16 protein-coding genes and 7 pseudogenes are annotated in these 24,409 nt (G+C 70.1%); 14 read left to right on the forward strand and 9 right to left on the reverse strand.

The features are described 5' to 3' along the window. Positions 1-162: 162 nt before the first annotated feature. From QQM39_RS05430 to fdhD, 4 genes and pseudogenes are all read left to right on the forward strand, one after another. Positions 163-366, forward strand: a pseudogene (locus tag QQM39_RS05430) (ketopantoate reductase family protein); the annotation flags it as partial. Next, positions 365-1,222: pseudogene (locus tag QQM39_RS05435) on the forward strand (NADH-ubiquinone oxidoreductase-F iron-sulfur binding region domain-containing protein); the annotation flags it as partial. The pseudogenes QQM39_RS05430 and QQM39_RS05435, both read left to right, overlap by 2 nt. After that, a pseudogene (locus tag QQM39_RS05440) lies at positions 1,219-1,898 on the forward strand (2Fe-2S iron-sulfur cluster-binding protein). The pseudogenes QQM39_RS05435 and QQM39_RS05440, both read left to right, overlap by 4 nt. Positions 1,899-1,921: 23 nt before the next feature. Next, positions 1,922-2,776: a formate dehydrogenase accessory sulfurtransferase FdhD gene (fdhD, locus tag QQM39_RS05445; RefSeq protein WP_301995482.1), complete on the forward strand. Its 855-nt coding sequence runs from the start codon at positions 1,922-1,924 to the stop codon at positions 2,774-2,776. A 192-nt stretch (positions 2,777-2,968) separates the two neighbouring features. Here the strand turns inward: fdhD and QQM39_RS05450 are convergent, their stop codons facing one another. Next, positions 2,969-3,493, reverse strand: coding sequence for an isochorismatase family protein (locus tag QQM39_RS05450; RefSeq protein ID WP_301995483.1), 525 nt, complete (start codon positions 3,491-3,493; stop codon positions 2,969-2,971). A gap of 19 nt (positions 3,494-3,512) precedes the next feature. Further along, complete coding sequence (locus tag QQM39_RS05455; RefSeq protein WP_301995484.1) at positions 3,513-3,950, reverse strand: MarR family winged helix-turn-helix transcriptional regulator; 438 nt, start codon at positions 3,948-3,950, stop codon at positions 3,513-3,515. Between the two features lie 103 nt (positions 3,951-4,053). Here QQM39_RS05455 and QQM39_RS05460 point away from each other — a divergent pair, with 103 nt between their 5' ends. The 3 genes and pseudogenes from QQM39_RS05460 (at position 4,054) to QQM39_RS05470 (ending at position 8,241) form a co-directional block, all read left to right on the forward strand. Further along, positions 4,054-4,971: a zinc-binding dehydrogenase gene (locus QQM39_RS05460; protein ID WP_301995485.1), complete on the forward strand. Its 918-nt coding sequence runs from the start codon at positions 4,054-4,056 to the stop codon at positions 4,969-4,971. Between the two features lie 132 nt (positions 4,972-5,103). Continuing rightward, positions 5,104-6,993 carry a sialidase family protein gene (locus tag QQM39_RS05465; RefSeq protein ID WP_301995486.1) on the forward strand — a complete coding sequence of 630 codons (1,890 nt, stop codon included), beginning with the start codon at positions 5,104-5,106 and terminating at the stop codon, positions 6,991-6,993. A gap of 10 nt (positions 6,994-7,003) precedes the next feature. Beyond that, positions 7,004-8,241 (forward strand): annotated as a pseudogene (locus QQM39_RS05470) (DUF4185 domain-containing protein). On the opposite strand, the gene QQM39_RS05475 reads toward QQM39_RS05470, so the two are convergent. Next, positions 8,177-9,214: a bile acid:sodium symporter family protein gene (locus QQM39_RS05475; protein ID WP_301995487.1), complete on the reverse strand. Its 1,038-nt coding sequence runs from the start codon at positions 9,212-9,214 to the stop codon at positions 8,177-8,179. The pseudogene QQM39_RS05470 and the gene QQM39_RS05475 overlap by 65 nt on opposite strands. A gap of 193 nt (positions 9,215-9,407) precedes the next feature. Between QQM39_RS05475 and QQM39_RS05480 the strand changes: the two genes are divergently transcribed. Continuing rightward, entirely contained in the window at positions 9,408-10,271 is an 864-nt protein-coding gene (locus QQM39_RS05480; RefSeq protein ID WP_301995488.1) for a LysR substrate-binding domain-containing protein, read from the forward strand. Here QQM39_RS05480 and QQM39_RS05485 read toward each other — a convergent pair. Next, a pseudogene (locus tag QQM39_RS05485) lies at positions 10,268-10,447 on the reverse strand (Lrp/AsnC ligand binding domain-containing protein); the annotation flags it as partial. The gene QQM39_RS05480 and the pseudogene QQM39_RS05485 sit on opposite strands and share 4 nt — an antisense overlap. Here QQM39_RS05485 and QQM39_RS05490 point away from each other — a divergent pair. The 3 genes and pseudogenes from QQM39_RS05490 to QQM39_RS05500 form a co-directional block, all read left to right on the forward strand. Further along, positions 10,447-10,848, forward strand: a pseudogene (locus QQM39_RS05490) (MFS transporter); the annotation flags it as partial. The pseudogenes QQM39_RS05485 and QQM39_RS05490 overlap by 1 nt on opposite strands. Positions 10,849-11,201: 353 nt before the next feature. Then, a complete protein-coding gene (locus QQM39_RS05495) occupies positions 11,202-13,028 on the forward strand; it encodes a long-chain fatty acid--CoA ligase (protein WP_301995489.1) in 1,827 nt (608 codons plus the stop codon). 103 nt (positions 13,029-13,131) lie between these two features. Then, positions 13,132-13,968, forward strand: coding sequence for an aldo/keto reductase (locus QQM39_RS05500; protein ID WP_301995490.1), 837 nt, complete (start codon positions 13,132-13,134; stop codon positions 13,966-13,968). A 72-nt stretch (positions 13,969-14,040) separates the two neighbouring features. Here the strand turns inward: QQM39_RS05500 and QQM39_RS05505 are convergent, their stop codons facing one another. Beyond that, positions 14,041-14,652 (reverse strand): hypothetical protein, encoded by a 612-nt coding sequence (locus QQM39_RS05505; RefSeq protein WP_301995491.1) that lies wholly within the window; start codon positions 14,650-14,652, stop codon positions 14,041-14,043. Positions 14,653-14,797: 145 nt separating this feature from the next. Here QQM39_RS05505 and QQM39_RS05510 point away from each other — a divergent pair, with 145 nt between their 5' ends. Beyond that, a complete protein-coding gene (locus QQM39_RS05510) occupies positions 14,798-15,493 on the forward strand; it encodes a glycoside hydrolase family 75 protein (protein ID WP_301995492.1) in 696 nt (231 codons plus the stop codon). A gap of 13 nt (positions 15,494-15,506) precedes the next feature. Here the strand turns inward: QQM39_RS05510 and QQM39_RS05515 are convergent. Both QQM39_RS05515 and QQM39_RS05520 read right to left on the reverse strand, forming a co-directional pair. Continuing rightward, positions 15,507-15,967 (reverse strand): annotated as a pseudogene (locus tag QQM39_RS05515) (short-chain dehydrogenase); the annotation flags it as partial. A 57-nt stretch (positions 15,968-16,024) separates the two neighbouring features. Further along, positions 16,025-16,927: a trans-aconitate 2-methyltransferase gene (locus QQM39_RS05520; protein WP_301995493.1), complete on the reverse strand. Its 903-nt coding sequence runs from the start codon at positions 16,925-16,927 to the stop codon at positions 16,025-16,027. Positions 16,928-17,076: 149 nt separating this feature from the next. Here QQM39_RS05520 and QQM39_RS05525 point away from each other — a divergent pair, with 149 nt between their 5' ends. Beyond that, on the forward strand, positions 17,077-17,847 hold the full coding sequence (locus QQM39_RS05525) for a phytanoyl-CoA dioxygenase family protein (protein WP_301995494.1): 771 nt from the start codon (positions 17,077-17,079) through the stop codon (positions 17,845-17,847). A 26-nt stretch (positions 17,848-17,873) separates the two neighbouring features. Here the strand turns inward: QQM39_RS05525 and QQM39_RS05530 are convergent, their stop codons facing one another. Together QQM39_RS05530 and QQM39_RS05535 are read right to left on the reverse strand one after the other, a co-directional pair. Continuing rightward, positions 17,874-19,598 carry a glycoside hydrolase family 6 protein gene (locus QQM39_RS05530; protein ID WP_301995495.1) on the reverse strand — a complete coding sequence of 575 codons (1,725 nt, stop codon included), beginning with the start codon at positions 19,596-19,598 and terminating at the stop codon, positions 17,874-17,876. 36 nt (positions 19,599-19,634) lie between these two features. Continuing rightward, a complete protein-coding gene (locus tag QQM39_RS05535) occupies positions 19,635-21,140 on the reverse strand; it encodes a cellulase family glycosylhydrolase (RefSeq protein ID WP_301995496.1) in 1,506 nt (501 codons plus the stop codon). A 251-nt stretch (positions 21,141-21,391) separates the two neighbouring features. Between QQM39_RS05535 and QQM39_RS05540 the strand changes: the two genes are divergently transcribed. Further along, positions 21,392-24,307 (forward strand): glycoside hydrolase family 48 protein, encoded by a 2,916-nt coding sequence (locus tag QQM39_RS05540; RefSeq protein ID WP_301995497.1) that lies wholly within the window; start codon positions 21,392-21,394, stop codon positions 24,305-24,307. The last annotated feature ends 102 nt before the right edge of the window (positions 24,308-24,409 follow it).

A 24,409-nucleotide genomic window follows, 5' to 3' on the forward strand; every position in this document is an offset into this window, starting at 1 on the left:
CGTCGACAAGATTCGGCGGCAACTTCCCAGCCAATCGGTACTTCCCAGCCAATCGGCACTTCCCTGCCAATCGGTACTTCCGAGCCAGTCAGTACTTCCGAGCCAGTCGGCACTTCCCAGCCACCTCCGCGGTACTCCCTCGACCGAACGGAGCGTTCCGAAGTGAAAGTTGCAGTCCTCGGCGCCGGTGCCATCGGCGCCTACGTCGGAGCCGCGCTGCATCGCGCGGGCGCCGACGTGCACCTCATCGCCCGTGGACCGCATCTGGCGGCCATGAGGCAGCACGGGGTGCGGGTGCTCAGTCCGCGCGGCGACTTCACCGCCCGCGCCCACGCCACCGACGACCCGGCCGACGTCGGCCCGGTTGCGCGGCGAGTACCCACGCGCCCTGCACCGCCTGGAACACGCCCTCGCGCAGGCACGCGCGCGTGGACTGCTCGGGGACGACATCCTCGGGCAGGGCTACGCCTTCGACATCGAGGTCCGGCGCGGCGCGGGCGCGTACATCTGCGGCGAGGAGACGGCCCTGTTCAACTCCCTCGAGGGTTACCGGGGCGAGCCGCGCTCGAAGCCGCCGTTTCCGGTGGAGAAAGGGCTGTTCGGCAAGCCGACGGTGGAGAACAACGTGGAGACGCTGGTCAATGTGTTGCCCATCCTGACGATGGGGGCACCGGCCTACGCGGCGATCGGCACCGCGAAGTCCACCGGGCCGAAGCTGTTTCTGCGTGTCGGGCAGCGTGGACCGGCCCGGCATCTACGAACTCCCCTTCGGCGCGACGCTCGGTGAGCTGCTGGAGCTCGCCGGAGTGCGGGACGGGCTGCGGGCGGTGCTGCTGGGCGGTGCGGCGGGCGGCTTCGTACGGCCCGACGAGCTGGACATCCCGCTCACGTTCGAAGGCACGCGGACGGCGGGCACGGCTCTCGGCTCGGGCGTGGTCATGGCCTTCGACGCACGGTCCCGCTGCCCCGGCTGCTGCTGCGCATCGCCGAGTTCTTCCGCGACGAGTCCTGCGGGCAGTGCGTGCCGTGCCGGGTCGGGACCGTACGGCAGGAGGAAGCGCTGCACCGGATCGTGGAGCGCACGGGTGCGGCGGCCGCCGATGACATCGCCCTGCGCAGGGAGGTCGGCCGCGCGATGCGGGACGCCTCGATCTGCGGCCTGGGGCAGACCGCGTGGAACGCCGTGGAATCCGCCATCGACCGTCTGGGGGCGTACGAATGACCGTGACACCGCTGGGGATCCCGCGCCGGCTGCTGGAGTTCACCATCGACGGGGAGCCCGTGCGCGCCACGGAGGGCTCCACGATCCTCGGCGCCTGCCGGGCGGCCGGGAAGGACATCCCTGCCCTGTGCGAGGGGGACACGCTGCGACCCAAGAACGCCTGCCGCGTGTGTGTCGTCGAGGTCGAGGGGGCCCGGACCCTGGTGCCCTCCTGCTCGCGCAAGGCCGAGCCCGGCATGGAGGTGAAGACCGACACCGAGCGCGCCCGGGCACAGCCGCAAGATCGTCCTGGAGCTTCTCGCCTCGTCGGTCGACTTGTCGACCACTCCCCACGTCGCCGAGTGGATCAAGGAGTACGAGGCGAAACCGGACCGGTTCGGCCTGCGTGTACTGCGGGAACTGCGGGAACTGCGGGAACTGCATCGAGGTGTGCCCGACGGGGGCCCTGTCCTTCACGTCCGAGTTCGACATGCGGGCGGCGGGTACCTGGGACGAGTCGGCGCAGACGCAGACGGCCACGGTGTGCGCGTACTGCGGTGTGGGCTGCAACCTCACCCTGCACGTGCAGGACAATGAGATCGTGAAGGTCACCTCGCCGCACGACAATCCGGTGACCCACGGCAACCTGTGCATCAAGGGCCGCTTCGGCTACCAGCATGTACAGAACCGGGACTGATCAGGACTGGTGGGGACAGGGACATGGGACGAGTCACGGAACGACGCAAGGTGATCCGGATCAGGGACGGGGCCGTCTCCAGCCGCCCGGACACGCTGGTCGCCGAGGAACCGCTGGAGATCCGGCTCAACGGCAAGCCGCTCGCGATCACCATGCGCACCCCGGGCGACGACTTCGCGCTGGCCGCGGGGTTCCTGGTGAGCGAGGGGGTGCTCGCGGAGCAGGCCGATCTGCAGAACATCGTGTACTGCGCGGGCGCGACGGTGGACGGCTCGAACACATACAACGTGGTGGACGTGAGGACGGCCCCGGGGGTGGCGATCCCCGACATCACCCTCGAACGCAACGTCTACACGACGTCGTCCTGCGGATTGTGCGGCAAGGCGTCGCTGGACGCGGTGCGTACGACGGCCCGCTGGCCCATCGACGACGGTGAGGGCGCCCCGGTCCGGCTCGACCCCGACCTGCTCGCATGCCTCCCCGACCGGCTGCGCGCGGCCCAACGGGTCTTCGACCGGACCGGGGGCCTGCACGCGGCGGCCCTGTTCACCGAGGACGGCGAGCTGCTGGACATACGGGAGGACGTGGGCCGGCACAACGCGGTCGACAAGCTGGTCGGCCGCGCCTTGCAGAACGGCGGCCTGCCCCTGTCCCGCACGGTCCTCCTCGTCTCCGGCCGGGCCAGCTTCGAGCTCGCCCAGAAGGCGGTCATGGCCGGCATCCCGGTCCTGGCGGCGGTCTCGGCGCCCTCGTCCCTCGCGGTGGACCTGGCCGCGGAGACGGGACTGACGCTGGTGGGCTTCCTGCGGGGCAGCTCCATGAACGTGTATGCGGGCGAACACCGGCTCGCCCTGCGGACCGCGGCCGCCCAGGCCTGACCGGCTCCCCGTGGCACGGCGGCGGGGCCCGAGTGGCGGGGAGCGCCCCCTGCGCCGCGAGGGGCCCCGCTGTGTTTGACTGCTCGGTCGCCTACGGGCACTTTCAGCCGGTGTCGTCGGCCCCGTGCGAGTTGGTGGGCCCTTGCCCGGTGTCGGTGTGGGCTGGTCGGCCGGCTCAGGTGGCTTTGAAGCTCACATCCTGAAGGTCACGTCCGACGCCCGCACCACCGAGCCCAGCCTGGGGAAGTCGAGCCGCACCGAAGCCTCGTGCTCCGCCGCCGTGAACGCCGTCATCGCGTCTTCGACGAAGACGAGCTCGTAGCCCAGGTCGCCGGCGGCGCGGGCGGTGGACTCGACGCCGAGGTTGGTGGCGATGCCGCCGAACACCAGGGTGGTGACGCCGCGTTCGCGGAGGCGGTCATCCAGGCCCGTGCCCTGGAAAGCGCCGATCGTGCGCTTCACGATCTCGATGTCGCCGTCCTTGAGCAGCCCTGCCACCAGACCGCTGCCGGGCGGCTGCTCGGCGACCGAGGGGCGTTCGACGCGGACGAGGACGACGGTCGCCCCCGCGGAGCGGAACCTGGTGGCCAACTCCTCGCAGGTCGCGAGGACTTCGGTTCCCTTGCGGGGCTCCAGGGGCAGCGCGACGATGCGGTCCATCAGGTCGATGAGCACAAGGGCGGTGCGTGCGCCTTCGAGCGCGAGTGGTGCGGTCATGACGGAACGTTATCCGTCGTCAGCTCTGCGTACCGGAGATCCGGATCAACAGGTCCATGAAACGGTCACGTTCGGCCGCCGAGAGCGGGGCGAGGAGTGCGTCGTTGGCCTCGCGGGCCGCCTTCTCGCAGCGCGTCAGCAGGCGTCCGCCCTCGTCCGTGAGGGAGACCGCGTTCTTGCGGCGGTCTCGGGGGTCGGGCTCGCGCACGACGAGGCCGGCGGACTGCAGGTCGTTGAGGATGCCCACCAGGTCCTTGGGGTCGAGCTGGACGCCGCGCCCCAGGTCGGCCTGGGCGACGGGGGCGAGGTCGCGGACGGCGGAGAGCACCACGTGGTGCCACATCTTCATGCCCTCCGCGGCCAGCGCCTCGGCCACCAGGGACCGCCCCCGGGCGGCGGCACGGCCGAGCAGCCAGCTGGGGAGGGAGCGGATCGCGGGGAGCGGGGCTTCGGCCATGCGGGCACCCTACCGGGATTTCATTGGACTTCCCAACGACTGGTCGATATCGTCGCCGTCGTCGTCGAAACCGTTGGTCTTCCCAATGACTCCTGGAGGTGCGATGCGCCGCGTCCGCTACGAGTCCACCGGTGGCCCCCTGTTCCTGGAGCAGGCCCCCACCCCTGAACCGGGTCCTGGTGAGCTCCTCGTCCGCCGCGAGGCGATCGGCGTGACGCTCCCCGTCGTCCGCAAGGTCACCGAGGCCCCCGAGCCCGTCCCGCTGGGCGGCGAGATCGCGGGCAGGGTCGTGGCCCTGGGTGCAGGGGCCACCCGCTTCCGAACCGGAGACCGTGTGACCGGCCTGTGCTTCGGGCACGGATACGCCGACTACGCGCTGCTGCACGAGGCCATGGCCTCCCCGATTCCCGACACCGCCACCGCCACCGACGCCGTCGCCCTCGTCCGCAGCGGCCTGGTCGCACTCGGCGCGCTGGAGGCCGCCCGGGCCGAGCGCGCAGAGGCGGCACTGGTCACCGCGGCGGCGAGCGGTGTCGGGCATCTCGCCGTGCAGCTCGCGCGGGCCCGTGGCGCGGGGCGGGTCGTGGGCGCCGTGTCCGACCCGGCCAAGGCGGACTTCGTGCGCTCCCTCGGCGCCGACGACGTGGTCGCGTACCGGGAGGGCGGTTGGGGAGCCCCCGTCGACTACGTCCTCGACGCGGTCGGCGGCGACCTGCTCACGCGGGCCCTCGCCGCACTCGCCCCGGGCGGGCGGCTCGTGGCGTACAGCTCGGGTGGCGGGACAGTCCAGGCATACGACCTTCTCGTGGGCGCCAAGTCCGTCGTCGGGTTCCAGATGGGGCGCATCGCTCGCGAGGAGCCGGAGTTGTACGAGCGGTGGCGCAGGGAGCTGTGGGAGCTGTTCGCCGAAGGCGCGCTGAAGCCCGCCGTGCACGGGGAGTTCGGGCTGGAGGAGGCGGCCGAGGCGCATGCGGCGATCGAGTCCCGGGTCAACCGAGGGAAAGTCGTACTCCATCCGTGAGGTGACACGTGCACGGTTCTTGTGATGTGTGCGATAGCCCAACTAACGTCTGTGATGCGCACTTTGGACGTGGGATGTCCGAATGTTCAGATGCCTGGACGCACGACCAGACGATGAAGGGCGGGCCGCACCATGCCGTCAAGAGTTCGCGCACGTCTCAGAGCTGCCCTCGTCGCGGCCGTCGCCACTACGGCGACGGCCGCGACATTAGGTTCGGCGCCATCCCAACCAGCCGGCCGGGCACCGCTGTTCGAGCAGCAGGTGCTCTTCAAGGCCTCCCAGGACCCCGGCTACGCCTGCTTCCGGATCCCGGCGATCGTGAAGACCGGGGACGGCACGCTGCTGGCGTTCGCCGAGGGGCGGGTGCTCAACTGCGGTGACGCCGCCGACATCGACATCGTTCTCAAGCGGTCGACGGACGGTGGCCGCACCTGGGGGCCGCTCCAGGTCGTCAACGAGGGCGACGGCGACACGCACGGGAACCCGGCGCCGATCGTGGACCGTGAGACCGGCCGCATCCTGCTGGCGGAGACGTACAACCCGGGCCGTACGGACAGCGGCAGTTGCTCCGTCCCCTGCGAGCGCACCCCTTATCTCCAGTACAGCGACGACGACGGCCGGACCTGGTCCGAACCGCGCGATCTGAGCGACGAGATACTGCCCGCGAACTGGAACTCCTGGTACGCCACCGGCCCCGTGCACGGCATCCAGCTCACCAGGGGCAAGCACGCCGGGCGGCTCGTCTTCGGCGTCAACACCGAGACCTGGGACGGCAGTCGGGTCACCGCCAACCATGCCGCCCTCATCGTCAGCGACGACGGCGGCGACAGCTGGCGGATCGGCGCCACCGACTCCTGGCCCATCGCCGCGGCCGACGGCACCTTCCGGCAGAAGCCGTCCGAAGTGACCCTCACCGAGCGCACGGACGGCACGATCCTCATCAGCGGCCGGGAGCAGGACGGCACCGACCTCGGCCACCGCTCCCAGACGTACAGCCGCGACGGCGGCGACAGCTTCACCGGCCCGTTCCGGGACCTTCCTGACCTCTACACGCCCCAGGTCCAGGGCGCCACGCTCCGCCTGGGCAACCGCCTCCTGCTGTCCGCGCCCGGCGACCCCGACCGCCGCCGGACCATGATGATCCGGTCGTCCTGGAACGGCGGCACCACCTGGGACAGCGTGGACCGCGGCAAGGTCGTGACCACGGACTGGTCGGGCTACTCCGACATGGTGGGCATCGACGCGTCCACGGTGGGCCTGATGTACGAGGGCGGCGCCGTCGACGCGCGCGACGAGATCCGCTTCGCCCGCTTCGACGAGGCCTGGCTCGGACCGCGCCGCGGCCCCGACCCCACCACCGCCGACCTCGCCCCCGGCGCACCCCGCGCGACCGTCCTCGGCGGCGCCGAGGAGACGGACGGCGTGTTCGGCGACGCCCTGGAGTTCGACGGCGACGACGACGCCGTACGTCTGCCGTATCGGTCCCGACTTCCGCTCGGGACCGGTGACTTCACGGCCTCGTTGTTCTTCCGCTACTCCGCCACCGCCGGCGAGCAGCCGTTCCTGTGGATGGGCGGGATCGGCTCCACGCAGCCCCAGATCTGGCTGCGCGGCGAGCCCGACAACGACCGGGTGCGCGCCCTGATCACCACCCGGCAGGGGTTCGGGACCGTGCGCACCGCGTCCGTGTGGGCCACCGGCGCCCACAACGACGGCGAGTGGCACCACCTCGCCCTGCGGCGCGGCGGAGGACGGCTGACGCTGTTCCTGGACGGTACGGCGATCAGCACCGCGGACGTGCCCGGTTCGGTCAGCCGGAACTCGCCGTTCGGCGTGCACGTCGGCCAGCGCATGGACAGCCGGGCCTTCCTCACCGGCGCGATCGACGACGTCCACGTGTGGAACCGGGCGCTCGGCGACGCGGAAATCGACGCCGCGGCACGGGTCACCGCCCGTAAGGGTTCGGCCACCGCGGGCACCGTCCTGTGGCTGCCCATGGACCAGGTGCGCCGAGGCCACTAACGTCCCGGGCGTGCCCGACGACACACGAGCACGGCAGCGCACCGCGACCGGCCTCGGACTCCTGCTGGCCCTGGTTCTCGGGGCCGTGCTGCTCACCGCCCTCCCGGACGACGGCGAACGGGAGGGCGGTGGCACGTGTGCCCCGCACTCGGTCGCGTCCTGGAAGGCCGACGACGGCCTCACCGCCGAGTTCGCCCGCTACGGCGACGACCCCGCCCGCACCGACGACTGGACCGGCGGCGACGGCACCCACTCGGTGCGGCTGCCGGACGGCCGGCTGCTGTGGCTGTTCTCGGACACCTACCTCGGCCAGGTGTACGCCCCGCCCAACCCGTTCGGCGAGTCCCACACCTGGCGGGACACGGCCGCCCCCTGGTGCGCAACTCGGCGGTCGTCATGCGCGACGGACGCCTGGAGCGCACCCTGCCCACCCCGCTCTTCCCCGACCCGGCCCCGAACCAGTGGCGCTGGCCGGTGGCGGCCCGCGTCGAGCCCCGCTCCCCCGGCTCGTCCGAGCAGGTCCTGCGGGTGCTGCTGTGGGTACGCACGGCCGGGCAGGCCCCGTGGATCTACGGTGTGCCCACCGCCACCGAGGTCGCCACGCTCTCGCTGCCCGACCTGCGGGTCGAGTCGGTCGTCAAGGTCCTCGACCAGCAGCTGGTGCCGGATCCCTCCCGGCGGGTCCTGTTCGGCACGACACTCGTCGAGGAGGACGGCTGGACCTACGTCTTCGGCGGCGACGACGGGCAGGCCGCGTCCCGACCGGCCTCGCACGCCTACGTCGCGCGCGTACCCGAGGGCAGGCTGGCCGAGCCGGGTGCCTGGCAGTACTGGAACGGCTCCACGTGGGGCAAGGCCGGGGACGCCCGGCCGCGCGCGGTGCTCGGGGACGGGGAGCGCAAGGGGGTGGGCAGCGCGTTCTCGGTGGTGCGGGTGCGGGGGACGTACGTCCTGTTCACGATGGCCGCGGGCACCGAGGGGCTGACCACTGTCACGTCGTACTGGGCCTGCTCCCCCACCGGCCCGTGGCACGGGCCGACGAAGGACTTCAGCCCGGCGCTGCCGCAGGGCGGCCAGGTCGCCGCCTACAACCCGCAGACGCACCCCGAGCTGAGCGGCGACGGACGTCTCGTCGTCAGCTATGACGTCAACGGGCTGGAGACGGGCGGCGCCGCGGCGCAGCTCAACCGGAACGTGTCCCTGTACCGACCGCGGTTCGTGACGCTGCGGCTGGCTCCGACTCGGTGACGGGCTCCGAGGCGTCGGTGTCGGCGTCGGCCTCGGCGTCGTGTGCCCGGCGCTTGGCGATGACCGCGCACACCATCAGCTGCATCTGGTGGAACAGCATCAGCGGCAGCACGGCCAGCGAGGCGTGCGCGCCGAACAGGACGCTCGCCATGGGCAGCCCGGAGGCGAGGGACTTCTTCGAGCCGGCGAACTGGATCGCGATGCGGTCCTCGCGGTCGAAGCGCAGCGCCTTGGCGCCGTACCAGGTCAGGGCGAGCATGACGGCCAGCAGCACGGCCTCGACGGCGAGCAGGCCGGCCAGCCGTATCGGGCTCACCTGGTGCCAGATGCCCTGGACCACGCCCTCGCTGAACGCGGTGTAGACGACCAGCAGGATCGAGCCGCGGTCGACCAGCCCGAGGACCTTCTTGTGCCGGGCGACGAAGCCCCCGATCCAGCGGCGCAGCACCTGCCCGGCGACGAACGGCACCAGCAGTTGCAGCACGATCTTGAGAAGCGAGTCGGCCGAGAAGCCGCCGCCGCTGCCGCCGAGCACGGCCGCCGCGAGGAGCGGGGTGAGGACGATGCCGACGAGGGAGGAGAAGGAGCCCGCGCAGATCGCGGCGGGCACGTTGCCGCGGGCCATCGAGGTGAAGGCGATCGACGACTGAATGGTCGACGGGACGAGGGTGAGGAAGAGCAGGCCCTGGTAGAGCGGGTCCGTCAGGAGCACCGGGACCAGGCCGCGGGCAGCCAGGCCGAGCAGTGGGAAGGCGACGAAGGTGCAGGCCAGAACGGTGACGTGGAGCCGCCAGTGCTTCAGACCGTCCAGCGCCTCACGGGTGGACAGCCGGGCGCCGTAGAGGAAGAAGAGGAAGGCGATCGCGGCCGTGGAGGCGCCGGACGCCACGTCGGAGGCCGTCCCGCGCGCCGGGATGAGGGCCGCGAGGCCCACGGTCCCGAGCAGCAGCAGAATGTACGGGTCGATCGGCATCCAACGCGGCCATCGCAGGCGTTTCACTGTGCTCCACTACTTCGCTGTCGTACTCGGCTGTCGCTTCGCCGAACTTCGGGTTCCCGGCACGGACGTGCCCTCTCCATCGTGCTCCGGCGATCAGCGATCGGGAATCCGGCATACCGCTCTGACTGTCATCACGTTTCGCGATCACGGCGGGTAGCCTGGGGACGTGTACGACCCCTCCCATCTGCGCACGTTCCTCGCGGTGGCCCAGACGTTGAGCTTCACGCAGGCGGCCCGTCGCCTCGGGCTGCGTCAGTCGACCGTGAGCCAGCACGTGCGGCGTCTGGAGGACGCCACCGGGCGGCCGTTGTTCGCCCGGGACACCCACTCCGTGGAGCTGACCGAGGACGGCGAGGCGATGCTCGGCTTCGCCCGCCGGATCCTGGAGGTGCACGAGCAGGCGACGGCGTTCTTCACCGGCACCCGGCTGCGCGGCCGGCTCCGCTTCGGCGCGTCCGAGGACTTCGTCCTGACCCGCCTGCCGGAGATCCTGGAGGGCTTCCGCTACGACCACCCAGAGGTCGACCTGGAGCTGACGGTCGAACTCTCGGGCACGCTCCACGAACAGCTGGCCGCCGGGAAGCTCGACCTGGTCCTCGCCAAGCGGCGCCCCGAGGATCCTCGGGGCGAGCTGGTCTGGCACGACCGGCTGGTGTGGATCGGCGCGGAGAGGCTCCGCCTGGAGCCGGATCGTCCGGTGCCGTTGATCGTCTATCCGCCGCCGGGGATTACCAGGGCGCTTGCGTTGGAGGCGCTGGAGCGGCAGGGGCGTGAGTGGCGGATCGTGTGCACGAGCGGCAGTCTCAACGGGCTGGTCGCGGCGGCGCGGGCGGGGCTCGGGGTGATGGCGCACTCGCGGGGGCTGATTCCGCCGGGTCTGGTGCGGGTGCCCGACCGATCGGGGCTGCCGGAGCTGGGGCGGGTCGACTTCGTGCTGGTGCACGGGCGGCGGCGTACGGCTGCGCAGGGGGCGGCTGATGCGTTGGCGGGGGCGATTTTGGCGGGCGGGGACCGGTTGCACCGGCGTTAGGGGTGTCGCCGGTACGTCAGCTGCTTCACCCGCCGCAGGAACACCGACGACTCCACGTGCTGCACCCCTTCCAACCGCCCGAGCGGGCCGCTCAGGTAGGCGTACAGGCCCGCGGTGTCTCTGACGACGGCGGTCGCGACCAGGTTGGACGGGCCGGCCGTGGCGCTGGCGAAGGCTGGACGCCGGGTCGACGGCGGGGGCCCTGGTTCCGGGGCTGGTGCTGGTGGGTGTCGGTACGGGGCTGGTGTCGCCCGGCATCGCGGGCGCCGCGCCGGCCGCCGTACCGCAGGAACGGGCCGGTATGGCGGGCGGTGCGGTGAACACCTTCCGGCAGCTCGGGTATGCGCTCGGCATCGCCCTGTGGGGCACGGTGCTGACCTCGCGGATGCAGGACACGCTGCCGCGGGAGGCGGCCCACGCTCTGGCGGGCGGGGGCGCCGGTGCGCTGCGCGGCGCGTTCGGCGAGGAGAGGCTGCGCTCCGCCTTCGCCGACGGACTCGACGCGGTGGCGGTGGCGGCGGGGTCGACCGCGCTGGTGGCCGGGGTGCTGGTGCTCGCCTGGTCGGGAGGGCCGTGACAAAAAACCGGAGTGACAGCTTCGGCCCCTCGCACGCTGACAGAGGAGAGGGGCGAAGAGGCGAGGGAAGAGACGAACCAGCAGTCGCCGGCACGCCGGGGATGACATGATCGACAGGGCCCGTACCGGGTAATCGGGTCGTACAGATTCGGTGAAGATTACGGGCCCGAAACTTACTCAACCGTCAGTTTTCTGTCCGACCCTTCCCCATGTGAGCGTATTTTCCCGCACTGACCAGTGCATACCTGAGCACCCGTCGATTTCCGGCCCCCTCCCGTCCGAAACGCGGGTGGGGTAGCTTTCACCGCGCTGAGCGGAGCTTCAGCCGAGGCATTCGGAGCGGGGAGCGGGGTTTGCGCGAGTTCACCAACCCTCCGTTGGCGTTGGCACCGCCGGTGGGCGGCCTGGCCGACGCCGTCTTCGAGCATGCGCGGGAGGATCCGCTGTATGTCGCCCTCGGCCGCAAGGACGAAGACGGGCAGTGGCGGGACGTCACCGCCGCCGAGTTCCGGGACGAGGTGCTCGCCCTCGCCAAGGGCCTGCTCGCCCGCGGCATCCGGTTCGGCGACCGGGTCGCGATCATGTCCCGTACGCGGTACGAGTGGACGCTCTTCGACTACGCGCTGTGGACGATCGGCGCCCAGGTCGTGCCGATCTACCCGACCTCCTCGGCCGAACAGTGCTTCTGGACGCTGTACGACGCCGAGTGCTCGGCGGCGGTCGTCGAGCACGAGGACCACGCGATGACGATCGCCACCGTCATCGACCGGCTGCCCCGGCTGCACCAGCTGTGGCAGCTGGACTCGGGCGCCGTGCAGGAGCTGTACGACGCCGGCGCCCACCTCGACGACGAGGTGGTCCACCGCCACCGGCAGGCGGTCACCCCCGACTCCATCGCGACGATCATCTACACCTCGGGCACCACGGGGCGCCCCAAGGGCTGTGTCATCTCGCACGGCAACTTCATGTACGAGGCGGACACGGTCATCCAGCGATGGGAGCCGGTGTTCCACTCCAAGAAGGGCGACGAGGCGGCGACGCTGCTGTTCCTGCCGCTCGCGCACGTCTTCGGGCGGATGGTGCAGGTCGCCGCGATCCGCGGCAAGGTCCGCTTCGGCCACCAGCCGCAGATGAACGCGGCCGCGCTGCTGCCGGACCTGGCCGCGTTCAAGCCGACGTTCTTCCTGGCCGTGCCGTACATCTTCGAGAAGGTCTTCAACGCCGCCCGCCGCAAGGCCGAGAAGGAGGGCAGGTCGGGCGCCTTCGAGAAGGCCGTCGAGGTCGCCGTGAAGTACGCGGACGCCATGGAGGCCAAGGCGTGGGGCGTCGGCCCCGGCCCGTCGGCCGGTCTGCGCATGCAGCACCAGCTCTTCGACAAGCTCGTCTACTCCAAGATGCGGGCCGCGATGGGCGGCCGCATCAAGCAGGCGATGACCGGCGGGTCGGGCATGGACCGGCGGCTCGGTCTGTTCTTCGCGGGCGCCGGCGTCCATGTCTACGAGGGGTACGGACTCACCGAGTCCACGGCGGCCGCGACCGCCAACCCGCCCTACCGCACCCGCTACGGCACCGTGGGCCAGCCCATCCCGGGCACGACCGTGCACATCGCGGACGACGGCGAGATCTGGCTGCACGGAGCCAACATCTTCCAGGGCTACCTCAACAACCAGAAGGCCACCGACGCGGCTCTGCACGACGGCTGGCTGGCCACCGGCGACCTGGGCTCCCTCGACGAGGACGGCTACCTCACCATCACCGGCCGCAAGAAGGAGATCCTGGTCACCGCCAGCGGCAAGAGCGTCTCGCCGGGCGTGCTGGAGGAGCGCGTCCGCGACCACCCGCTGGTCGCCCAGTGCATCGTCGTCGGCAACGACCGCCCCTACATCGCGGCCCTGGTCACCCTCGACCAGGAGGCCGTGGAGCACTGGCTGATGATGCGCGACAAGCCCCAGATGACCCCGGCCCAGCTGGTCCGCGACGCCGACCTGGAGACCGAGGTGCGACGCGCCGTCGTCGCCGCCAACACCCTTGTCTCACAGGCCGAGTCGATCCGCACCTTCCGCATCCTCGCCCAGCCCTTCACCGAGGAGCACGGACTGCTCACGCCGTCGCTGAAGCTGAAGCGCAAGGCGATCGAGAACGCTTACGCCAACGAGGTCGAGGCGCTGTACCGGGCCTGAGGCCCACGGATTCCCACGGATTCTCCGGTCAGGAATGCATCGCGGCCCGTGATCGTTGACGATGTCAGTACCACCTGACGACAACCGTAAGGATCAAGAGCTCGTGAGCAGCAAGGTCCCCCAGATCACCCTCAACAACGGCGTCGAGATGCCCCAGCTGGGCTTCGGCGTCTGGCAGGTGCCGGACGACGAGGCGGAGCAGGCGGTCGGCACCGCGCTGGAGGCCGGGTACCGCAGCATCGACACAGCGGCGATCTACGGCAACGAGGAGGGCACCGGCAAGGCCATCGCCGCCGCCGGCATCCCCCGCGAGGACATCTTCGTCACCACCAAGCTCTGGAACGGCGAGCAGGGATACGACTCCACGCTGCGCGCCTTCGACGTGTCGCTGGGCAAGCTGGGTCTCGACTACGTCGACCTGTACCTCATCCACTGGCCGCTGCCGGCCCGCGACACGTACGTCGACACCTACAAGGCCTTCGAGAAGCTCTACGCCGACGGCCGGGTCCGCGCGATCGGCGTGTCCAACTTCCTTCCGGAGCACCTGCGTCGGCTGATCGGCGAGACGTCGGTCGTCCCGGCGGTCAACCAGGTCGAGCTGCACCCGCACCTGCAGCAGCACGCCTCCCGTGAATACCACGCCGAGCAGGGCATCGCCACCGAGGCCTGGTCGCCGCTCGGTCAGGGCAAGGGGCTGCTGGAGGTCCCGGCGATCGTCGCCATCGCGCAGAAGCACGGCCGCACCCCGGCCCAGATCGTGCTGCGCTGGCACCTGCAGCTGGGCAATGTCGTGATCCCGAAGTCCGTGACGCCGTCGCGGATCAAGGAGAACATCGAGGTCTTCGACTTCAGCCTGGACGCCGAGGACCTCGCGGCGATCAGCGCGCTGAACGAGGACCGGCGGATCGGTCCGGACCCGGCGACGTTCGACGGAGCCTGACCCCGCCCTTCGGCACGACCGTCCGCCCGCCGCTCAGCCGTATGGGCGGCGGGCGGACGCGCAGGGGGCGCCTCAGTCGCCGCGCACGTCGGTGAAGACGACCTCGAACTCCTCCAGCCCGGTCACGGACACATGCGCCTTGGCCGCACCCTCGTGCCGGGCCGCCGCCTGGCCCGCGCGGGACGCCGCCAGGGACGCCTGGTCGACGAAGATCGCTCCCACCATCCCCCGGCCCCGCTCCCGGTCGACCATCAGCGACGCCCGGGCCAGCCCCGCGAGGGTGTCCAGCTTGGGCACCACCGTCGCGCGGAACGTGTCGGCGAGCAGGTCGGCGTCCATGGGGTCGAACTCCAGCCTGGTGAGCCGTAGTCCACCGCCCGCCTGCGGCTGCCTGACCTGATGGAAGACCAGCGCCTCGTAGTTGAAGACCGCCAGTGTCCCCGCGAACGGCTCCAGCATGGCCGCCCGCCGCTCGCGCAACACCTCGTCGCTGTTGCGCCGGTCCTCCTCCGACTCCCACCAGCTCGCCGCGAGCAGCTTCCCGAGCGCCCGGTCCACGAAGACACTTGCTCCGCGGTACCCCGGACGGTCTTCCAACAGGTCCCGCCCCTCTGTGTTCATCGCCCTGATGGCCGTGTCGATCTTCGCGGGATCGCCGGTCGTGTAGATGGCGCGTACGAACATGACACCTCCCGGAAATCCGGGCCCACATCCGAAATCTTCGGCATGCCCAGTCTTCTATTGGGGTCATTGCGTCGCAATCAGCACAAGTCAGGAAAGTTTCCTAATAGACCTGTGAAGAAGAGTTGGAAGAGAGGCCCTTTCCCCAGTGCGCATCCGAACACTGACCCTCGCCGCGGCCTCCGTCGCCGCGCTGCTCGCCGCCGGACTGTTCCCCGCGAGCGCCTCCGGCACGTCACGACCGCCGTCCGCCCGGGAGGGTTCGGTCAGCGCGGCCGACCTGCTCGCGAAGGTGACGTCCTGCTCGCAGATCTCCCACGGCAAGTACCGCACCGACGAGGGCACCTCGGCCACCGTCCCCGTGTGCGGCAGGCACGGCGCCGTCTTCTGGACGGCCGACATGGACATCGACTGCGACGGGCAGCGCACCGACGAGTGCAACGAGGACACCGACCCCTGGTTCCAGCCCGACACGGCCTTCCACCAGTCCGACGGCCTGCCGCTACGCTCCGAGACGCTGCCGTATGTCGTCGTCCCCAGGATCAGCGACATCTGGGACCACTCCGCGGCGGGCATCGAGGGCGGCAGCGTGGTCGCCGTCATCCATGACGACCAGGTCCTGTACGCCGTCGTCGGCGACACCGGCCCTCAGGAGGTCATCGGCGAGGCCTCCTACGCCGCCGCCGAGGCACTCGGCATCGACCCCGACCCGGCGACCGGCGGCACCGCCTCCGGCGTGACGTACATCCTCTTCGAGGACTCCCGCGTCTCGCCCATCGAGAGCCACAGCGCGGCGGTCTCGCTGGGCGAGCGGCTGGCGCGGGAGTTCATCCGGGACAACTGAGGCTGCCCGTACGTCAGTTGGGCTGGCCGAGCGGCCGCACGACGACGGTGTTGACGTCGACGCCGTCCGGCTGCCGGATGACCCACACCACCGAGTCGGCGATCTGGTCGGCGGTCAGCAGATGCCCCGGCGGCAGGCTGCCGTAGCTGTCCCAGAACGGTGTCTCGACGCGGCCGGGCGCGATGTGGTCACGCCGACACCGCCCTCCCCCACTCTCGGATCCCCCCGCTCGATCGAGCGGGGGATCCCCATCGTCGCCCCGTAGATGTTGCCCGGCCCCGGCACGAACCCGGCGACGCTTCCGACGAGGACGATCCGGCTGCGGGTCTCCTTGAGGGCGTCGATGGAGGCGCGGATGAGCGCCTGTACGTCGCCGTACTCGGCCGCGTTCCCCACGATCGTCAACAGGCCCTCCGGATCGCCGAGTTCCTCGGCGAAGCCCCGCAGCCGCGCCTCGCCGCGGCCGGTGACGGCCCGTCTCGTCCGGACGACGGGGATTCCATCACTTGGAGGAGTTCTCGAAGTCAAGGCTCACTTCGTCCGTACCGCCGTGTACACCGTCTGCGCCGCCAGGACGAACACGTCCGGCCGGTGGTGCACGCTCGCCTTGTCGTCCGGGTCGAGGAGCTGGTCGAGCGTCGCGCGGTCATCGGCGTCGAGGTGGTCGCCGAGGCCCTCGCGGGTGCGGGTCAGGGAGGCGACGACGTAGGCGCGGGCCCGGTCCGTGGTCGGGGCGGGCAGGTCGAGGAGGAAGGTGCGGGTTCCGGTGGGCCTGAGGCCGACGGAGGCGAGCAGCGCCGGCCAGTCCTCGGTCTCGGCGACGGAGCCGGGCAGGTCCGCGCGCATCGCGGCGAACCACTCCTCCTCCAGCGCGTCGAGGCGCGCCTGCAAGCCGGGACGCCCGAAGCCGAGGTCGCGCGGCAGGAACCGGGCCGGCAGGCCGCCCTCCTGGAGGGCCAGGGTGCCGCCGGGCGTGAGGCGGGCGGCGAACGCGGCGAGGGCGGCACGCTGGTCGCCGAGGTGGTGCAGGCTGCGGCTCGCCCAGAGCAGATCGGCCGGGTAGTCCAAGTCAGCGAGGACGCCCGGGAGTTCACCGGCAAGGGTGCCGAAGCGGTCGGCGACGCCGAGTCGCTCGGCCCGCGCCCGGGCCCGATCGAGGAGCGGTGCGGATCCGTCGACGGCGACGATCCGCGCGCCGGGGAAGGTGTCGGCGAACAGACAGGCGACCACACCGGGTCCGCTGCCCACGTCCACGATCAGCCCGGGCTCGGTCTGCCACTTGGCCAGCCAGGCCATGGCGTGCTCGTACAGGGGCGTGAACAGCTCCGCCTGCGCCTCTAGCAGCGGGGCCATCTCGTTCCAGTCGATGTCGGTGTGGTCGTGGTGAGGGTGATGGTGACCGGCCTGGTGGTCTCCGTGGTGGTGGTGCGCCATGCTCGTCAGCCTCTCCTTCGGATGGGGCCAGCGTGCGCCGACGCACCGTCGCGGGGCCACTGTCGTTGCCGCAACGGCAAAAAGCGGCGGCAAAAAGCGGCGGCGAAAATGGGATGCGGCCCGCATGACCGATCACCCACGATGGCCCGATGGACGACGAGATGGTGAGACGCTTCCTCGAAGACGGGTTCGTGAAGATCGAGGGCGCCTTTCCGCCGCGCGTCGCCGAGCACTGCGCGCGGCTGCTGTGGCGGGAGACGGGGTGCGACCCGGAGGATCCGGACACCTGGAAGGACCCCGTGCACTGGGTGTACGACATGGCGCAGGGCCCCTTCGCGGCCGCCGTGAACACCCCCGCCCTGCACGAGGCCTTCGATGTGCTGGTGGGTGAGGGCCGCTGGCAGTCGCGCTACTCGCTGGGCAGTTTCCCGCTGCGGTTCCCGCACGAGGAGGAACCGGACGACGCGGGCTGGCACATCGAGGCCAGCTACGTCCCCGAAGGCGCCGAGCACCCGCACACGAACGTGCGCTCGAAGGACCGTGCGCTGCTGATGCTGTTCCTGTTCAGCGAGGTCACCGAGGACGACGCCCCGACCCGTATCCGGGTCGGCTCCCATCTCGACGTACCGCCGGTCCTGGAACCGTACGGCGAGGCCGGCGCCTCCTTCCTGGAACTCGGCCCGAAGGTCGCCGAGGCCTCCGCGCACCGCCCCCTCGCCCACGCCACCGGCAGCCCCGGCGACGTCTACCTGTGCCACCCCTTCCTGGTCCACGCCGCCCAGCCCCACCACGGCACCCGGCCCCGCTTCATGGCGCAACCGCCCCTGCACACGGCGGTGCCGTACGAGCTGGAGCGGGCCGACGGCGACTACTCGGTGGCGGAGTTCGCGATCCGCCGGGGCCTGTCCCGAGAGAGCTGACCCCGGCGGACCGCGGATTCACCGCGTCACGACAGCGGCGGGTACGCGTTCTGCATGAGCTGCTGGAACTGCGCCGAGAACCAGTGGCCGGACAGCGGGGCGTTCGCCAGGGCGCCGGACATGTTGTTGTTGTTGCGCGGGTTGCCGGTATACGTCGGGTCGCACATCCGGTCGAAGCCCTTGCCCTCGTCGTTCGGGATCGCGCTGCTGGCGCCGTCGGACTCACCCGGGGGCTTCATCCACACGTAGGCGTCGATCCCGGCCGCCGGGGAGGCCTGCGGGCGCTCGCCGAGACCGGCTCCGGACTGGTTGCACCAGTTGCCGGTGTTGATGCGCCGGTCGATGCGACCGCCGTTGACGTAGGTGTCCACGTCCGTCATGGCGCCCGGACCGGTCGGCCGGGCACTGCCGCCCCAGCCGTTGCGGGAGGTGTCGATCAGCATGCCGACGCCCGAGGGGAAGCCCTGGTTCACGGCCTCCGCCCGGAAGGCCTGGGCGTAGGAGAGCTCGTCGACGTAGCGGTTCCAGTCCACCCACTTCGACTCGCGCACCGACTTGCCGTTCACGGAGTCGCTGATGGTGAAGTACTGCTCCTTCAGCGCGCTGTAGTTGGCGGTGTTGGTGATGAAACCGGCCACGTCGTTGACGGTGGCGCCTTCGGCCGTCGCGGCCTGCTTGATCAACTGGACGCTCGCCGAGAAGTTGTCGTCCCAGCCGAGCCAGCCGTGGTGCCCGGCGTCCACGTAGTTGTAGACGTTGGCGATGTCACCGAGCTTGTTCAGCGCGTAGCCGACACCCTTGACGTAGTTGCCGTTGGCCTTCATCGTGTCGCAGTTCGGGGTGGCCGTGACCCGCGGCGAGACGTTGGTGACGAGGTTCGGCAGCGAGTCGAGTTCGACCGTGTTGACGATCCGCAGCGAGGCATACTTGGGATCGGCGAGGATCGCGGCGATCGGGTCGATGTACTGCGTCTTGTACTTGTCGATCTCCGTCGGCCCGAGCTCACCGTTGGAGGCGAGCGCGGCGCAGTCGCGGCCCGGCAGGTTGTAGATCACCAGCTGGACGACGAGCTCGCCGCTGCCCTTCTGCTTCAGGGCCTCGTCGAGGTGGGCGCGCAGGCCCATCTTGCCGCCGACGCCGTTGATCGCGGCGGTCCGGTCCAGCCAGACGCCGGTGGGCTGGTTGGCGATGCGACTGCCGCCCGGCTCGGCGGCGGCGTTGGCGGACCACTCCGGGTTCACGTACACCTTGGCGCCGGAGTACGGGTTGTCGGCCTTCGGCCCGGTGGGGCCGGGGTCGGGGTCGGGCGGGTCCGTGGGGCCGCCGCCGCCGTCGACGTTGCAGGTCACGCCGTCGAGGGTGAAGGTGGCCGGGATGGCGTTGGTGCCGCTGTAGGTGCCCTGGAAGCCGAAGCTGACCGAACCGCCCGTCGACAGTGTCCCGTTGTAGGTCTCGTTGGTGGCGGTGACGGCCGCGCCGCTCTGGCTGATCTTGGCGTTCCAGCCGTTGGTGACCTTCTGGTTTCCGGCGTACGACCACTTCACCGACCAGTTGGACTTGGCGGCGCCGCTGTTGGTGACGGTCACGGCGGCGGTGAAGCCGGTGTCCCACTGGTTCTGCACCTTGTAGTCGACGGTGCAGGGTACGGCGGCCGTGCCGACGTCCGCGGGGACGGCCGCGGCGAGCGCGGTTCCCGAGGACCCGGCGACCAGCGCCAGGGCGGCGAGCATCGCTGTTCTGGTACGACTCATGAGTGCGGGTTCCTTCTCCGTGAGGGGTGAGAGGGGTTATCCGTCGAGGGCGCGCAGATGATCACGCAGCCCTGTGCCGTACGACGTGGGAGTTCCGTCGTAACTGGAGATCAGGGCGGGCCCGGAGTTGCAGTTCCAGGTGTTCCAGGTCCAGCCCAGGTAGGACAGGCCGCGGTCGTCGAACCACTTCATGACCTGGTCGATGAACGAGTGTGCGCAGGTGTTCTCCCCGATCTCCCCCGCCACCAGCGGCACTTGGGCCGCGACGGGGGCGAGCGTGGAGTTCCAGCAGCTCTCGTTCGCGCAGGTGTTGAAGTTGTAGACGTGCCATGCCGCGGCGAGATTGCCCGCCGGGTCGGTGGGCTTGTACGTCAGCCACTGGCTCAGGTCGTTCGAGTACGCGAGCCCGCCGAGCAGGATCAGGTTGTCGGCACCGGTGTCCCGTACGGCGTCGACGAGATCCTGCATGCCGGCGACCTCGTACCCGATGCCGGGACAGGTGCCGCCGTCCCGCCAGCACTGCCACGCCTGGGTGGTCGTGGACGTCGCGCGGTCGGGATAGGGCTCGTTGAACAGGTCGAAGACGACGGTGGGGTCGTCCTTGAAGGTACTGGCGACCGACGCCCAGAACGCCGGTGTGTACTGCATGTTGGGCATCGGCTTCTGACAGCTGGCGTGCACGTCGGAGCAGCCCGCCGAGTTGCCGGTGTACTGGCCCCAGGACCAGTGGAGTTCTAGCATCGGCGTCATGCCGTGCGCCTTCACTCGGGCGACCAGGTCCTTGACGGCGTTGATGTAGTTCGCGCCGCCGTACTCGGGCTTGATGTGGGACAGGCCCAGCCAGCACTCCTCGTTCAGCGGAATGCGGACGGTGTTGGCGTTCCAGTCGGCGATCGCCTTGATGGCGGCGTCGTCGACGGGACCGTCCCAGATGCCGTAGCCCTGGACGCACATGAACTCGCCGCCGGAACGGTTGACGCCGAGCAGGCGACGGGTGGTGCCGTCGGCGTCCACGAGCTTGTTCCCGGAGACGTGCAGGGCCGGCGCCGTGCCGTCACCGGGGCCCGTCGGATCGGTCGGATCCGTGGGGTCCGTGGGGTCCGTCGGATCGGTGGGCGACGGTTCGGCGTCGACATTGCAGCTGGTGCCGTTGAGCTTGAACGCCGTCGGTACGGCGTTACTCCCCGACCAGGACGCGATGAACCCGGCGCTGACACTCACGCCGGTCCCGAGCGCGCCGTTCCAGCTCTCGTTGGCCGCGGTCACCGTCGTACCGGACTGGGACCACTTGGCGTTCCAGCCCTGGGTGACCTTCTGGCCGCCCGCGAAGTCGAAAGTCAGGCTCCAACTGCTCACGGCGGCCGTGTTGTTGGTGATCTCCACGGCACCCTGGAAGCCGCTGTCCCACTGACTGGTGACGGAGTACTCCACCGTGCAGGCGGGTGTGGCTCCCTGCGCCGTGACCACCGGCACCGTCACGGCCCCGATGAGGGCGGTCGCGCCGGTGACGGCTAAAAGTACTGAACGCGGGGGGTGTCGCATGAGCGACTCCTTGCAGATCAGGCGCGCCGTGACGGACGCGTCGACTGATGGAATCGCTCCCACTGGTGTCAATGAAGCTAGCGCCAAGTGTCGGTAAAGGACAGAGGAGTCGCTGACTTTCCCTCAACTAAATCCGTCGAATCTTTTCGACTCTTCAAGCACCTTGACCCCTTGCACCCCCGTCCCCACTATGGGAGCGCTCCCACTGGTTCAAGCCTTGACTTCTCCGAGCCGCAAGGAGGAACCAGCACGTGCATCCCCCACGCAGACGCAGAACCGTACGACGGTTGTGGACGGCCGTCGCCGCGGCCCTGGCGCTTCCCTTGACGATGCTGAGCACGGGTTCGACACCCGCTCAGGCGGCGACAGTTCAGTGCAGTGTCGACTACAAGACCAATGACTGGGGCTCCGGCTTCACCGCGGAGCTGACGATCACCAACCGCGGTACGGAGGTCATCGACGGCTGGACCCTGACGTACGGCTACGCGGGCAATCAGAAGCTCAGCAACGGCTGGAACGGCACCTGGTCCCAGTCCGGCCAGTCGATCACGGTGAAGGACGCCGGCTACAACGGCAGGGTCGCCGCCGGAGCCGCGGTCACCACCGGCGCGCAGTTCACCTACAGCGGCGCCAACGCCGCTCCGACGAACTTCGCGATCAACGGCACCTCCTGCACCGGCGCCCACCAACCCCCCATCACCGTGCTGACCAGCCCGGCGGCGGGCGCCGTCTATTCGCAGGGCGACGCCGTCCCGCTCGCAGCCACCGCCGCGGCCGCTGACGACGCGACCATCAGCAAGGTCGAGTTCTACGACAACACCACCCTGCTGAGCACGGACACGACGGCGCCGTACTCGCTCTCGGTCTCAAGTTTGACCGTGGGCAGTCATTCCCTGCTCGCGAAGGCGTACGACAGTCTGGGCGCGTCCGCGGAGTCGACGCCGGTCGGCATCACGGTCGCCTCGGGTCCCGCCGTGGTGGCCTCGCAGACCCAACTCCCCGTTCAACAGGGCAAGTCGGCCTCGTACGACGTCAAGCTGTCGACCCAGCCGTCGTCCAACGTGACCGTCACGACCGCCCGCGCGAGCGGCAACTCGGGTCTGTCGGTGACCGGCGGCGCCTCGCTCACCTTCACCCCGTCGAACTGGAACACCGCGCGACAGGTGACCATCACCGCCGACAACTCCGGCACCGGCGCGGCGACCTTCGAGTCGACGGCCAACGGGCACGCGAAGGCGTCGGTCACGGTGACCCAGATCGCGGCGACGAAGGCGTACGACGCCCGCTTCCTGGAGCTGTACGGCAAGATCACCAACCCGGCGAACGGCTACTTCTCCCCCGAGGGCATCCCTTACCACTCGGTCGAGACGCTGATCGTCGAGGCACCGGACCACGGTCACGAGACGACGTCCGAGGCCTACAGCTACCTTCTCTGGCTGCAGGCGATGTACGGCAAGGTCACGGGCGACTGGACCAAGTTCAACGGCGCCTGGGAGATCATGGAGAAGTACATGATCCCGACCCACGCCGACCAGCCGACCAACTCCTTCTACAACGCCTCGAAGCCGGCGACGTACGCGCCCGAGCTGGACACCCCGAACGAGTACCCGGCGAAGCTCGACGCGGCGGTCCCGGTCGGCTCGGATCCGATCGCCGGGGAACTGAAGACCGCATACGGTACGGACGATGTCTACGGTATGCACTGGCTGCAGGACGTCGACAACACCTACGGTTTCGGCAACTCGCCGGGCAAGTGCGAGGCCGGTCCGACGGACACCGGGCCGTCGTACATCAACACCTTCCAGCGCGGCGCGCAGGAGTCGGTGTGGGAGACGGTGCCGCAGCCGACCTGCGACGCCTTCAAGTACGGCGGAACCAACGGCTACCTGGACCTGTTCACCGGTGACGCCTCCTACGCCAAGCAGTGGAAGTTCACCAACGCCCCGGACGCCGACGCCCGTGCGGTGCAGGCCGCGTACTGGGCCGACAAGTGGGCCGACGAGCAGGGCAAGGGCGGCGACATCTCCGCGACCGTGGCCAAGGCCGCGAAGATGGGCGACTACCTGCGCTACGCGATGTACGACAAGTACTTCAAGAAGGTCGGCAACTGTGTGGGCGCCTCCAGCTGCCCGGCGGGCACCGGCAAGGACGCCTCGCACTATCTGCTCTCCTGGTACTACGCCTGGGGCGGCGCCACCGACACCTCGGCGGGCTGGGCCTGGCGCATCGGCTCCAGCCACGCGCACGGCGGCTACCAGAACCCGATGGCCGCGTACGCCCTGGCCAACTACGCCGACCTGAAGCCCAAGTCGGCCACGGGACAGGCGGACTGGGCCAAGTCGCTGGAGCGGCAGGTCGAGTTCTATCGCTGGCTGCAGTCCAGTGAGGGCGCGATCGCGGGCGGTGCGACCAACAGCTGGGCGGGCCGGTACGCGACACCGCCGGCCGGCAAGTCGACCTTCTACGGCATGTACTACGACCAGCAGCCCGTCTACCACGACCCGCCGTCCAACCAGTGGTTCGGCTTCCAGGCGTGGTCGATGGAGCGGGTGGCCGAGTACTACCAGCAGACGGGGAACGCGGCCGCGAAGACCGTCCTCGACAAGTGGGTCGACTGGGCGCTGTCCGAGACGACCGTGAACCCGGACGGCACCTTCCGGATCCCGTCGACGCTCCAGTGGTCGGGCCAGCCCGACACCTGGAACCCGTCAAGTCCGGGCGCGAACAACGGACTTCACGTCACCGTCGCCGACTACACCAACGACGTCGGTGTGGCGGCCGCGTACGCCAAGACCCTGACGTACTACGCCGACCGCTCCGGTGACACCGAGGCCGCGACGACGGCCAAGGCGTTGCTGGACGGCATGTGGGACAACCACCAGGACGATCTCGGTATCGCCGTCCCGGAGACCCGCGCCGACTACAACCGCTTCGACGACGGGATCTACGTCCCGAGCGGCTGGACCGGCACCATGCCGAACGGTGACGCGATCAACTCGTCGTCGACCTTCGACTCGATCCGCTCGTTCTACAAGGACGACCCGGCCTGGTCGAAGATCGAGGCGTATCTCGCGGGCGGGGCGGCGCCGTCGTTCACGTATCACCGGTTCTGGGCCCAGGCGGACATTGCCTTGGCCATGGGTTCGTACGCGGAGCTTCTCGAATAGTCCCCGCCGGGCGCTCCGCGGGTTGGGCCGTGACTTGTCTGCGGGTCCGTTGTGGCTGGTCGCGCAGTTCCCCGCGCCCCTTAAGGGCGCTCCCAAGCACGG

Source organism: Streptomyces sp. DT2A-34 (assembly GCF_030499515.1).
Taxonomy (GTDB): domain Bacteria; phylum Actinomycetota; class Actinomycetes; order Streptomycetales; family Streptomycetaceae; genus Streptomyces.